This window comes from Arcticibacterium sp., assembly GCF_055134445.1.
This window is the reverse complement of sequence record NZ_JBSRVI010000087.1, coordinates 1-13,170: the sequence shown is the minus strand read 5'-3', so window position 1 is coordinate 13,170 and position 13,170 is coordinate 1. Positions and strand designations below refer to the sequence as shown.

General features: G+C 37.8%; 11 protein-coding genes and 1 tRNA gene. 5 read left to right on the top strand and 7 right to left on the bottom strand.

From position 1 onward, the window contains the following. The first annotated feature begins 25 nt into the window (after positions 1-25). Positions 26-940, top strand: a complete 915-nt coding sequence (locus tag ACTBZY_RS11720; protein WP_463046531.1) for a hypothetical protein — start codon at positions 26-28, stop codon at positions 938-940. A gap of 202 nt (positions 941-1,142) precedes the next feature. Here the strand turns inward: ACTBZY_RS11720 and ACTBZY_RS11715 are convergent, their stop codons facing one another. Next, positions 1,143-2,699 carry a hypothetical protein gene (locus tag ACTBZY_RS11715; RefSeq protein WP_463046530.1) on the bottom strand — a complete coding sequence of 519 codons (1,557 nt, stop codon included), beginning with the start codon at positions 2,697-2,699 and terminating at the stop codon, positions 1,143-1,145. A 101-nt stretch (positions 2,700-2,800) separates the two neighbouring features. On the opposite strand from ACTBZY_RS11715, the gene ACTBZY_RS11710 reads away from it, so the two are divergent. Further along, positions 2,801-3,358, top strand: coding sequence for a DUF6580 family putative transport protein (locus ACTBZY_RS11710; RefSeq protein WP_463046529.1), 558 nt, complete (start codon positions 2,801-2,803; stop codon positions 3,356-3,358). A 5-nt stretch (positions 3,359-3,363) separates the two neighbouring features. After that, entirely contained in the window at positions 3,364-3,666 is a 303-nt protein-coding gene (locus ACTBZY_RS11705; RefSeq protein WP_463046528.1) for a DUF4286 family protein, read from the top strand. On the opposite strand, the gene ACTBZY_RS11700 is transcribed toward ACTBZY_RS11705, so the two are convergent. Both ACTBZY_RS11700 and lpxK read right to left on the bottom strand, forming a co-directional pair. Beyond that, a complete protein-coding gene (locus ACTBZY_RS11700; protein WP_463046527.1) occupies positions 3,663-5,519 on the bottom strand; it encodes a putative porin in 1,857 nt (618 codons plus the stop codon). The two genes, ACTBZY_RS11705 and ACTBZY_RS11700, sit on opposite strands and share 4 nt — an antisense overlap. A 26-nt stretch (positions 5,520-5,545) precedes the next feature. Beyond that, on the bottom strand, positions 5,546-6,598 hold the full coding sequence (lpxK, locus tag ACTBZY_RS11695) for a tetraacyldisaccharide 4'-kinase (RefSeq protein WP_463046526.1): 1,053 nt from the start codon (positions 6,596-6,598) through the stop codon (positions 5,546-5,548). Positions 6,599-6,625: 27 nt separating this feature from the next. Here lpxK and ACTBZY_RS11690 point away from each other — a divergent pair, with 27 nt between their 5' ends. Continuing rightward, complete coding sequence (locus ACTBZY_RS11690) at positions 6,626-7,708, top strand: o-succinylbenzoate synthase (protein WP_463046525.1); 1,083 nt, start codon at positions 6,626-6,628, stop codon at positions 7,706-7,708. 5 nt (positions 7,709-7,713) lie between these two features. Here ACTBZY_RS11690 and hemF read toward each other — a convergent pair whose 3' ends face one another. Beyond that, entirely contained in the window at positions 7,714-8,613 is a 900-nt protein-coding gene (gene hemF, locus ACTBZY_RS11685) for an oxygen-dependent coproporphyrinogen oxidase (protein WP_463046524.1), read from the bottom strand. 103 nt (positions 8,614-8,716) lie between these two features. On the opposite strand from hemF, the gene hisC reads away from it, so the two are divergent. Further along, positions 8,717-9,766 (top strand): histidinol-phosphate transaminase, encoded by a 1,050-nt coding sequence (hisC, locus tag ACTBZY_RS11680; protein ID WP_463046523.1) that lies wholly within the window; start codon positions 8,717-8,719, stop codon positions 9,764-9,766. 56 nt (positions 9,767-9,822) lie between these two features. Here the strand turns inward: hisC and ACTBZY_RS11675 are convergent, their stop codons facing one another. The 3 genes from ACTBZY_RS11675 to ACTBZY_RS11665 form a co-directional block, all read right to left on the bottom strand. Then, positions 9,823-10,446: a hypothetical protein gene (locus tag ACTBZY_RS11675; protein WP_463046522.1), complete on the bottom strand. Its 624-nt coding sequence runs from the start codon at positions 10,444-10,446 to the stop codon at positions 9,823-9,825. Between the two features lie 146 nt (positions 10,447-10,592). Next, a tRNA-Ala gene (locus ACTBZY_RS11670) sits at positions 10,593-10,666 on the bottom strand. A gap of 129 nt (positions 10,667-10,795) precedes the next feature. Then, positions 10,796-13,170: BamA/TamA family outer membrane protein (locus ACTBZY_RS11665; RefSeq protein WP_463046521.1), on the bottom strand; the 2,375-nt coding region annotated here is incomplete at its 5' end.

Here is a 13,170-nt window from a genome sequence, read left to right as displayed (position 1 = left end):
CGTGAGTGTTTGAAAAAAAAATAAAATGTCGAAAGCATCGGAAAGAAGTAAAAAAAGAAATAAGGCAAAAGAAACCCTTAGACTAATAAGTGATAATCCCTCTGAATACTTAGTTATTCATTATTCGTGTGAAAGTTTTTTCAATTTACCTCAAGGAAACACTCCTCGAATTACATCAATTGCGGTTCGCTATGTAAGAAATGCTCAAACGCACTCTTTTTCTATTCATAAAATGGCTGAATTAAAAGGAATTCTTCCTGAACAAATTAATCAACACTACAATCAACTAGAGAAAGAAATGTTGGACGAGTATTTCGATTTTGTTAATAGACATCTAGAATACAAATGGATTCATATTAACATGCGAAATATAAATTTCGGATTTGAGGCAATTAATCATCGATATAGAGTATTGGAAGGTACACCAGTTCCAATAAACGACAATTTAAAGATTGACTTAGCCAGACTATTTGTTGACATTTATGGCAAACAATATTCGCCACACCCAAGAATGGAATCACTTTATTGCTTGAATAAAGTTACTATGGCGAGCTTTTTGAATGGTGAAGATGAAGCTAGTGCATTTAACAATGGTGATTATGTTGCACTACACCAATCTACCCTTCGCAAGGTAGACAATATGCACAATGTGATATCACTTTCTGTTGAAGGAGATTTGAAAACTAAAAGCAACATTTTCCAGGTTTACGGAATTGGTCCCGCAGCTATTTTTTACGCCGCTAAAGACAACTGGATAGTAGCAATAATATTGTTTGTTATTGCAAGTGCTATCGCTACTTTAATTGGAATAGGAATTACAAATCATATAGATTCTACTAACCAAAAAGAAAAATCACCATCTGCAACACCTACAAACAATTATATACTAAGGGAAACTACTGTTCTAAACCGTTGGCTACCGCAAATAAAAATAAAATAGGACAAAGATTTGCTCTCTATGCTTCCAGAGTCTGTGCGGTGCTTTCAAACCTCTGGTTTGAAAGAATGTTCTTTTTGTCAAATTAAGGCTGATGAACATTCCTGCTAAGTTAAAAGCCGAGCCAAGTGAGATTTAATATAAATGTGATGCCGCTGGGGCTCCAAACCAGGACCCATACATTAATAGTGTTTTCCAGCTCTTTTTACTTCCGTCTTTTCAGCCAATCTTTCAAACTAAAACTACTTTCTTGAAGAACAGGGCAGTCCATAAGTTTATTTTTAGGACGTTTATGACCTAAAAATAGGCTTAATCCAGCATGTACAGAAAGGCCTCTGGGTTTTCCTAAACCCAAGACACCTGTCACATTATCAAAACCAAAGAACAAGGGTCCTGCTCTCAGTGAAGCTCCAAAATTGAAGTTTTGGTAGTCGTTATCTAAGGATACAGGAAAACTGACTTCGAGGTTTTTCTTTTCAAAACGAGGAATGATACTTAAGCCAGAAAACCCCACAGGGCCTAGCTTGCTTTTACCTAGAAGAAACTGTCGTAAAACAGCACTGACATAAAATCCTTCTCTCACTAGATAGTCGCCATGAATAACCAGAGTAGCGGGCATAAAAACCCGGTAAGAATTCAAATATGTACTTGGGTCTAATGAGTACACTTCTTCTAAGTCTTGGATAAACTCGTCTGTAGAAGTTAGTTGATAAAAAGTAGCCGGCGGAATAAAGTCATTTTGGCTGTCTACCTGCCCTACCTGCACCAGTTGTGGGTCGGCATATTTCACAAAACCGATATCCTGAAGTGCTACCCCTATTTTATAACTGTATTTATTGATGTTTGGGTCTGGAATGTAAGCCCCCTTGTACTTATATCTTTGTCTGGAATAATTCGGTCTTTTTTCAAAAACAAAACCAATATCACCCGCAAAACCAGCTCCTACTCCATTGAGCGAGGTCATTTCGTTCAGCATCCAAGAAAAAGACGGAACGGCATTTTGCGAGGCATGGAAAAATGTCCCCTTGGTTTTATCTACCGTAATATTTTGATATTTATTAGTTGGTGGAGCAGGCTCAATCAAATAATCCACGCCTTCGCCCACAAGATTTAAGCTTAGGTTACTGGTGACCCTTTTAAGGGTAGCTCCTACTTTAAGAAAATTCTCATTATCCTGTCTTATGACTTTACCAAGACTCACAAAGAACTCATTAAAAGCCCCTACGTTCATTTGAAAGGTCTCATTACGGAACGTCTGGTTGTGCAAGACTGGATTTTTAGTTCCTGTTAAAATGGCCGTGGCAATGTTCGTCGAAGTATTTCCAAAGGAATTTAGGAGTCTAAACCGTACGCCAGCGGCAATACCTACACCGTGTTTTGGCGAACTAAACTGTATAGCAGGCCCGCGTATCTCGGTATTGATATATGCTTTGGCATTATTGGCTTTGGTGAATTTATAATAGTCTGGTCGCCAGATGGGTTTACCAGAAATATCAGATCGGTATTTGGCATTCACCGTTCCGCTACTTAACCTAAATAAGGAATAGGGAGCGTTCCATCTGGCATAGTTATTATGTATTTCTGTACCCGCGGCTGCCAAGTTGATATAGACCTGATATCTGGAATCTACGGCATTGGCGGGATTTAACATCACGCCATGCGTTCCAGCATAATTGCTAGAACCAATGCCTAAAAAGTTCTGAGCTTTAAGTTGCTCAAAAGAAGTTAGGAGAATAAAAAGAGCATAGAATTGTTTCGACAAAGCTTCTCTCAATGAGTTTGATTACAAATATAATTAAATGCCTCTAGCTTGAATACTTGATTTCTCATAATACAAGTACTATTTTTGTGCAAACGTGAATAATGATGAAAAATAAACAACTTATTATAACTGCTATTTGTTTGGTGGTGTTTGCAGCCCTATCAAGATTGGTGTCTCATCCAATGAATTTTACTCCTATAACGGCTGTAATACTATTTTCTGTATTTGCCTTTGAGGGTAAATGGAAGATAATTGTTCCTTTGATAGCGATTGTTTCTAGTGATGCCCTTATTCACCTGAATACAGGATACGGCTTTCATTCTGGTACTTGGTTAGTTTATTCTGGTTATTTATGCATTGCTTTAATAGGGTTTGCTCTTTTAAAGAAGATATCCTTACTAAAGATTGTATTTAGTTCTGTAGCTGGTGCCGTTGCATTCTTTTTACTAACCAATTTCGCTTTTTTCTATCCTGTGGCTAGTGCTGCAAACGATTTTCAAGGATACACGCATAATATGACGGGTATTTTGGCTTCTTATACCGCTGGAATTCCTTTCTTCAGAAACATGCTGTTTGGTGACATTTTATACACTTGTATTCTTTTTGGTGCGTATTTCACTGCGGAGCATATTATTCTTAAGCCAGCTCCAATCAAATAATATCATTGATTTTATCAAGTTTTACTTTTAGCGTAGAGTATTCACATGCTCTTTTGTTTGAGCGTAGCTTAAAACAAGATGTTATCCCTTTCTTATTAGAGATAGAGGGTGTTAATGATGTGAAAGCATTCAAACTTATTTCAGAGGTAGAGACTGGAGGACAGAATATTTCCGTTCAAATATTCCTTAAGGATATGGATATCCATAACGGTATAGAAGAGCAGCATAAAATCAAATTTCTAAGCTTGCTAGATGCTAAGTATGCTGGTCAATATCTTTACTTTCAATCTCTGTTAGAAGAAATTTAGTCGAACAGCGGCCAATCTACTTTTATAAAGAAGGTTCTGGCCATGGCCAAATAATCTGGACTGGTATAAAAGCCATTATTAGGCAGCCCCTGGTTAATGAAATTAAAGCTAAAGGCCAACTTAACTCTTTTTACTACGAAATTGGTATAGATATCTGCCACGGGCACGCCCCAAACTGGCTGCGTATCTTGTAGATAAAAGCCTCTTAAAGTCGGTGAATAGGCGTCTCCTTTATAAGCAGAACGATAATATATATCAGACCCTAGATACACATGTAGTACATTGGCGTAAAAAAGATGAAATTCCAGATTGGTGTTATTGATGACACTTGGAATTCTGAACACATCCTTATTATCTGCTTGAGAAAGAATAATTTTGTTGGATACCTTGAAGTTGTTTAACTGAATACCTGCCGCCAGACTTAAGCTATATATGAAAGCCTCAGAAGACAGCTGTTTAGGGCTTAAATTTTGGTCAAAGTACAAATGATTACTCACCAGATTTATCTTGGCACTGGGTTCAAACCATGCTTTCTCGCCTTTGAAAAGGTATTTCCCTGAAGCCTCTGTATGTGTTACGTTTTTAAAATCGCTGTTTTCCCAAGACAGCATAGGGCTGCTAAAGTTCTGATAAAATAGGTATGCGGGTTTTGTGATAAATTTAAAACCCAAGTCAAATCCTTTGAATCTAAGTTTTGAGTGTAAGTAAATATTAGGTTTATCACCAAAACCCAAATAGAAATCTGTGTTTAGATAATTGCTACTGTCTGCAAACCAGTATCCTGCGTTTCCGCCCACCAAAAACTCGGTTTGAGGCTCCGCCTTATCCCCATTATGCAGGGCGGCATAACTATAAATTCTGTTTGTAAGGCCTACATTGTATTTAAAACCTTTGTAAAAGCCCTTAAAGCCAAACCTGTTTTGAATATTATTGAACAGGTAGTAGGTTCTGCTCTTTTCTGCTAAAACGGTGTCTGGATAAAGACCCGCTTCATAATTTTGACTAATCAGCGTATCTGAATGAAAGTATTTCTGCCTTTCTAAATCAAAGGTGTGAAAGACCTGAATTTCCTTAGAAAGCTGGTACTGGTGATAAACATGATAGTTATTCCATCTTTCACGAGACTCCACACCACTTAAAAGCTGCTGATAACTGGTATTATAATTTCTGTCTAAGTTAGACTTGTCAATAAAATCTACGCCGTCACGGGGCTGAATACCACCTTGCTCTTTTTGTTTGTGGTTAAAATGAATAAAGGCACCTAGAAAGGTATACTTTTTATTTTCTGAGTTATAATTGGTACTAAAGGTAACATCCCAGTGGTCTATCAGCCTATCTTCACTGGTGCTGGCAGAATACTGCTTGGAAGACGCTATTCTATGAGAGCTTAAGGCGAGGTTCCAGTTTGGTTTAATATTTTGAGTATGTGTAAAGCCTACATTCATAAGCCCGTTAGAGCTTTGAAGGTACGCCATATCGGTGTATGGAGATCTGGTATTATAATATTTTATTTCCGAGACCTTTGGGGCATAAAAATCACTAAAAGCTTTTAAACCCGTTTCTGTGAAGGCATTGGTAGGCGATACGAATAACATGGATCTGGCTGCGGTGCCTTCGTTTCCAAGGTCCTGCCATAAAAAGCCATTGGCCTTATTGATGGTCATGAACCTAAATCCATCTATTAAGGTATCTGGATGAATAAGGGTGGTATCGTCTGCAAGAAAGTTTCTTTCAAACAAATAACCGGTGCTCGTTGGTCCGTAAACCTGTTTGGTACTGTCATCCAAAATTTGTGAATGTCCTAAAGCAGGAATTAAAAGCCCAAGAAACAAAAGAATGCGACTGCTATTCATTAAGTATTATTGATTTCGAGGCAAATTTAGCCATTATTTAAAGAACCCTTTCTGTCTTGAAAGCTTTTAAAATCTGTCATAAATTTTCTTAAAAACTCAGATTCTTTTTCAGAAAACTTTGAAGTAAGTTTCAAAACATAAAATAAAGCTAATTGTTCCACCGATAAGAGGAATTTGATTTTGACGAAATCCTTTTCTGTAGTGACAATAGGCATAGACGGTTCGGCATGAAGAATAGCCAGTATTTCCCCTTTTTGATAATGATGATGATCAGCATAGAAGTGTTTTTCTGCTAGCTGATACTGTTTACTCAATTCAAAAGCGAAAGATTCATTGTCGGCGATTCCTGATATAACCTTCACATTTTCACCGCTTTTTAGCTTTTTGTCGAAAATGTTAGACGGAGCGTCAAATGCTTGATAATTAAAATATACAGGGGTATGTTCTGGAATAAACTGGACGATTTTCTGCTCAAAGCCTTTTTTTGTTTCAGTATCAGCCCGTTGCGATTTGGTCACAACCACCAGATCTGCTCGTCTTGCTCCTTTTCTAGCCTCTCTTAATCTACCAAAAGGCAGGAGGTAATCTTTAAAAAATGGGGCGGCGTAGGTGGTTAATAATATGAGTAATTGTGGACTTACATGCCTGTGTTGGAAGACGTCATCAAAAAGAATAATTTTTGTATCTGGATAGGCGGCGAGTAAGTTTTCTACGCCCGTTTTTCTGTTTTCACAAACAAAGAACCTGGCCGCACTTTGATGCTTTTGAAAGAGCATGTACATTTCGTCTCCCACGGTATCTGGCGTGGCCTCTTTATTTATGGCGAGGTAGCCTTTGGTGTTTCTTCCATAACCGCGACTAAGCACCGCTATTTTTTGTCCCTCAAAGGCCTCAATTAAAAAAGAAATGAAAGGCGTTTTCCCTGTGCCGCCAACGCTTAGGTTTCCAACGCCTATACTGAAAACTGGAGGCACATAAGTTTTGAATAATCCTTGATCGAAAAGAAAATTTCTGATTCTGGTGATGACATCATAAAGAATGGCAAATGGGAACAAGAAAGTCTTAAAAAACCTTTTCAATTATGTAATTTCGATTTTTGATAAAATATGACACTCAAAGCCAGCTATTGCAAACATACGTTAAATTTTAAATTTGACGCCGGTACTTCTCGTGGTATTCTTAAGACCAAGGATACTTACTTTATAAAATTGTTTGATGAAAGCAATCCAGAAATATTTGGTTTAGGCGAAGCAGCACCTTTGCAGGGTCTCTCGGTAGATTATAAACCGCAGTTTGAGGATTATCTTAAAATCTTTATAGATAAGTTTAATGGCGAAAGCCTTACAGAAAAAGAGCTTATAGAAGCCATTCATTCGGAGTTATTTAATCGCTGGCCTTCTATAAGGTTTGCTTTTGAAATGGCCGTTTATGATTTAATAAACGGTGGTAAACGCTTACTTTTTGACAATGCTTTCAGTCAGGGTAAAAGCGACTTAGAAATAAATGGGCTTATTTGGATGGGTGATGAGGCTTTTATGAGTAACCAGATAGTGTCAAAGCTTAAAGCAGGCTTTAGAACCCTAAAAATGAAGATTGGTGCCATTGACTTTGATACGGAGTATAAACTCCTTCAAAGTATCCGTTCCAACTTCCCCAAAGACGAGTTGACCTTAAGGGTGGATGCCAACGGCGGTTTTGAAGAAAGTGAAGCACATGAAGTTTTAAAAGTCCTGTCGAAACTCGATATCCATTCCATAGAACAACCTATAAAAGCCAATCAATGGGAAAAAATGGCTGCCTTATGTGGTTCTACGCCTGTTCCAATAGCCTTAGACGAAGAACTTATTGGCATAAATGGAAATTCTAGAAATGAGTTATTAAACTTGATAAAGCCTCAGTTTCTGATTTTTAAACCGACCTTATTAGGAGGATTTAGAAATACTGATGAATGGATGGGGCTTTGTGAAAAGAAAAACATTGGTTGGTGGATTACATCTGCTTTAGAGTCCAATGTAGGCTTAAACGCCATAGCTCAATATACCGCGACCAAAGACAGTCTTTTACCTCAAGGCTTAGGCACTGGGCAGTTATTTCATAATAACATAGAAAGCCCTTTATCAATAGAAAAGGGCTTTCTTTATTTAGCACCCAGCCAAAGCTGGGATTTGTCTGCTTTAAACTTTAATTGAGTTGCTTATACCCAGTTGATACCTTTTTTTAAGGCGTTCAGTGTTAACTCTTCATGAGATCCACTTTCTACTTCATGGCAATACTCCCAATTGGCTTGCGGTGGAAGGCTCATTAATATGGATTCTGTTCTGCCTCCGGTCACTAAACCAAATTTGGTGCCTCTGTCCCACACAAGATTAAACTCTACATACCTACCACGACGTAAGTATTGCCAGTCTTTGTTTTTCTGGGTAAAGGTCTTTTCGGCGTTCATGGCAATGAGATGTGTGTATATAGGAGCAAAAATGCGTCCCACATCCTTCACAAAATTGAATATCTGCTCTTTACTCATCGCTAGACTTTTTTCGTTGAGATGGTCAAAGAAAATACCTCCAACGCCTCTGGTTTCTTCTCTATGAGATAAATAGAAGTAGTCGTCGGCTCTATTTTTAAAGTCTGCGTAAAAGTTTAGGTCGTGCTTATCACAAACTGTTTTTAGCTGCTCGTGAAACCATTTGGCTTGGTCGGCATCTAAATAATGTGGTGTCAGGTCTATCCCCCCGCCAAACCAGTATGTTCCGTTAGAAAGTTCAAAGTACCTTACATTCATGTGAATGATGGGAACCATAGGGCTGTTAGGATGCTGTACGATGGAAACGCCAGTTGCAAAGAAGTCGGCGTCATCTTCTATTTTTAAGGCCTTTTTCATATCCTCTCCCAGTGGTCCTTCAACGGCCGAAAAGTTAACGCCCCCTTTTTCTAAAATATGACCGTTCTGAATTAAGCGAGTTCTTCCTCCCCCACCCGTTTTATGGCTCCAAATGTCTTCTTGAAACTTCGCTTTTCCATCCGTTTTTTCTAAAGATTGACATATTTCGTCCTGTAAATCTTTAAAAAAGTCCTCTATTTCTTTTCTATCCATCATTGTCAGTATTTTTGCAGCACAAAATTAGAAAAAGAATTCACAGGGCTTTGTATGTTTGCACATGATGTTTGTCACGCTCGAGTTATGAGCATAATCATTTAATATGTCGATAATAAATCTTTTGGTAAGAAAGCACCTTTTAGAGCTTAAACCGTACAGTTCTGCACGAGATGAGTATACAGGAAAGGAAGGTATTTTTCTTGATGCCAATGAAAATCCATATGGTTCGGTGGCTGGTAAAAACCTAAATAGGTATCCAGATCCTTATCAAAGGGAAATTAAAGTAAAATTGGGTAGGCTTAAAGGAGCCAGACCTGAGCAAATATTTCTAGGAAATGGCTCCGATGAGGCCATAGACCTTATTATTAAAACTGTTTGCGAGCCGAAAGAAGATAATATTTTGCTGCTACCGCCTACCTATGGTATGTACCAAGTATGTGCAGATATTCAGCAAGTAGAGGCTCGAAAAAGTAATTTAACGCCAGACTTTCAGTTAGATTTGGAGGATATTGCTTCCAAAGTAGATGATAAAACCAAAGCCATATGGGTTTGTTCGCCTAATAATCCAACGGGCAATCTTATTAATGTCAGTGCTATTGAAAGCCTTTTAAGAGCTTATCCAAAATGTCTGGTGATCATAGATGAGGCCTATATCGATTTCTCTACGCAGCCATCTTTTATTGGACGCCTAGGTGAGTTTGAGAATCTGGTCGTACTCCAAACTTTCTCAAAAGCCTGGGGCATGGCTGGATTAAGGGTAGGAATGGCTTTTGCTCACGAAGATCTTATTAAGATTTTAAATAAGATTAAATATCCTTATAACTTAAACTTAGTATCTCAAAAACTTATTTTAGAGGTTTTAGATAACGAAAGCAAAAAAGATAAGTTTGTAGAGAAAATACTAGAAGAGCGATTTAAACTCTACAAGAAATTGATAGAGTTGGAGTCTGTAAGACATATTTATCCATCAGATTCAAACCAATTGCTCGTTAAATTTAAGGATGCAAAATCTATCTTTAACTATCTGATTGAGAAAAAGATAATTGTTAGAGACAGAACAAATGTGGTACTCTGCGATGACTGTTTAAGAATAACCGTAGGGAAAGGAAAAGAGAACAATGCTTTAATTGAGCAATTACAGGCCTATAGATAGGTTAAAAAAGCAGGTCTCATCTAAAATGGGACCTGCCTTTTTTAATCTGACATTTCTCAATTGGGCGTCAAAATGGCATACTTGCTTTCAAAAGTAGGTTTGTATGTTTTCTCTAAAATCAAAATCTTGTCGTATTCATAAGCTGTAAAACGTAAAAATTCCGTTACCGAGGTTTCAAAACACGTATCTAGCGTTCCGTTTTTACCTGAAACTTCGTTCTTATTATTAATGCTCACGGAGTGCACCAGTGAATTATCTAAATAGAGCAGTAAGGCATCACAGTTGTTATTTTCTGGATTGAATTCGGAATATTTATACTCCTCATTTACTATCTGTTCCACCATCTCTGGTTTATCTAGCCAAAATTCTGAATCACAAAAGGTTTTACCGTGACAGTTAAAAGAGAAATGCCTGTTTTGCGGTATTTCGTCAAACTCATAGTCGACAAAATTCTTGTAGACCAAATCACCACCCTTTTTTGAATCCATTTCTAAATAAAGGGCATTGCTCTCCACATACTTTAAAGCTTCTATTTCGGTGCCTTTGTCGGTATAAAGTGTTACTATTTCATAAGGCACAAAAAACGTGTCTACCCGAGATGGAGAACTCAGGTCGTGCTGAAGCAGTTTAAATTTACTATTCGAAGTAAAAATTAGCGAACCGTCTTTGTTTCTTTTCATAGGGATGTCGGTGAAGTTACTATTCCTGATTTACTATCATTATAGTTATAACGAAACAATAGGCTATATTAAAAAAAAACTCACCACGAATTAACCATGGTGAGAATAAAAAAAAATCACGCTGACCAGGTCATAGGTGATAGGTGTGGAGAATACAGGAATCGAACCTGCGACCTTTTGACTGCCAGTCAAACGCTCTAGCCAACTGAGCTAATTCCCCAAATATGTGTCAAACGCCTGCCTCCCGATAACTATCGGGAGAGCTAATTCCCTTTTAAAACGACACTTTCTAAATCTTTAAAAGAGTAGTTTCTCTATTACGGTCGCAAATATAATAGAACTTTTAAAATTACCATCCAGGAATCATAAAGTTTACTCCAGTAACGACAGGTTTTTTTCCGCCATTATAAAATGGTAAAGCAAAATAGGGTTCAAGAATGAGATAACCCAAGACGTTAATTCTTAAACTAAGTCCCGTGGTTACGATTAAGTCGTTCTTAAAATCTATGACGGAGTTTCCTATGGTTGGGAATGTGCTGACCTCTCCTATTTTCTTTTCTTTGGACCAAACCATTCCAGCATCCATAAAGAAGTTTAAATCGCTAGGAACAAAATTGAACGGGATTAAGGCAATTTGCTCAGGTCCTGTAAATGGTAGTCTAATTTCAAAGTTAGCGACGGCCAGTTGCTCCCCAGAAAGTGCTTGTTGGGTAATTTGGCCGTCTGCCTGCTGTTTTGAAAAGGCTTTACCATAAAACCCATGCATGTACCATGGATAGCCCAGATACAGTGGATTTATTTGATTTAGTAAATCGAGATTATTGGGGTTCAATCTTCCGTTATATTGAAACTTCGCCGCTAATGTTACTGGTTTCAGGAACTGATATTTTCTAGCGTCAATGAGTACATCTGTGTAACTGGTAGAACCAAAATACTGCCCAACCTGAAATCTATATCTATGTCCATTAAGTGGAGCAACTGTCCCGAAAGTGGCATTATCTCCTACAAAAGCAGCGTATACACTATTTAAATTAAATGGCTCAAACTGAAAATTGTCGGGATATTCTGACCTATTTAGTTTTACCGGTCTATCGGACCCTAAAGAGTAATAATCAGCTAAATAACCTGTTGGGCTTAAACCTATCCTGGCATATTCTGGATATTCTTTAACACTGGCAGAATAGAATGCCACTGAGCCACCTATTTCTAACCTTTTTGTTTTACTTAAAGGTCTAAAAGCGAAAACAGAAAAATCATCAATGAATATTCGGGCTATTTGCCTATTTAATATGGCGTTATAGTAATCTATGTTTCCACTTTGTCCTAACGTATCCAAAATCTCAGTTTCATATCCTATCAAAAACTGATAAGGAATGTGTGATACAGAAGCTCCAAATTGTAATGGATTTTTCTGGTTCAAATAGAAAAACTGCCCTCCAAAGTCTTGTATTTCTCCATTGAGAGCTACGGTGGCAGAAAGTTGGTTATTGTTTAGCATATCACTGAAAAGGGCGGTAATTCCGCCTCCTACTCCCGTACCAAATCTTGATGTAGAAACCCCAAGACCAGAATTGGCCAAATAATCGAGCTTGAAATATGGCTTGTAGGATTTCTCAAGAAGCGTACTTGTTCTTGTCCTCGAAACCAAACCCTGTTTGTTCAGATTCGTTTGAACCAAGTCTCTCCCATCTTTCCAATCTAAAGGTGCCAACTTTCCCGCCAGTTTGTTAACCGTATTTTCAACTGGTTCATTGAGCAAATCACTAGGTTTGGCTTTTAAAATGCTGTAAGAGCCATCTAAGAAGTAAGAATAGGCAATATCTCCATTTTCGGAGGCCATGCTTAAAGCAGGCGAAAACATGGTGATTCCACTAACGCCCGTATAGAAATTAGTAAGCTTAGTCAGATTTCTAGAGGCAATATTGTACTTATATAAGTTCCTAAAACCATCTCTGTCGGATAAGAAAACAATGTTTTCGCCGGTTGGGTCAGAAACTGGATTGAAATTATCTGCTCCTTTAAAAATGTCGAAATTTTCCACTTTTCTTGTGGACATTTCAATTCTATTAATGCTTAGGTTGGCTTTCTCTAATCTTATATATCCATCATTTCTGTCAGAAACGAAATAAACGTATCTTCCATCTGCCGACCAGCTGGGTTGAATATCTGAAAACTCGTCATTGGTCAGATTTACCACTTCTTTAGATTTCAGATTAAATGAATATAAATCTGAATTACCTTCTACTAGACCAGAAACCACGATGGTATTTCCATCTGGAGACCACGCCGGATTAGAAAAGGCGTCTACCCCTTTAATACCATAGGTCTTTTTGCTCCCGTTAGCAGCATTTATAATACTCAGTTTATTTTGCCCTTTGGATTGAACTACGATAGCCAAGTTTTTACTATCTGGTGACCATGTTCCGGCTGTTTCTATAAAACTGTAAGAGTCTACATGACCAGCAAAAGAGTTAGAAGAGATTTTTTTAATGGTTTTGCCCGTTTCAGCATCTACTATAAAAATGTCTAGGGAAAGTACATTTTTAGAAGAAATATAAGCAATATACTTGCCGTCAGGGCTTATGGTAGGAGAAACGTTCATTTCACCTCCCGTTTTTTCTGAGGCTAAAACGGTTCCCCTAGGTGCTATCTCTGTTCCTTCTCTAAGGGGTTTGTAAGCATCGATTAAAGACTGCTTAAACTTGGCAGAGAACCTGTCTAAGT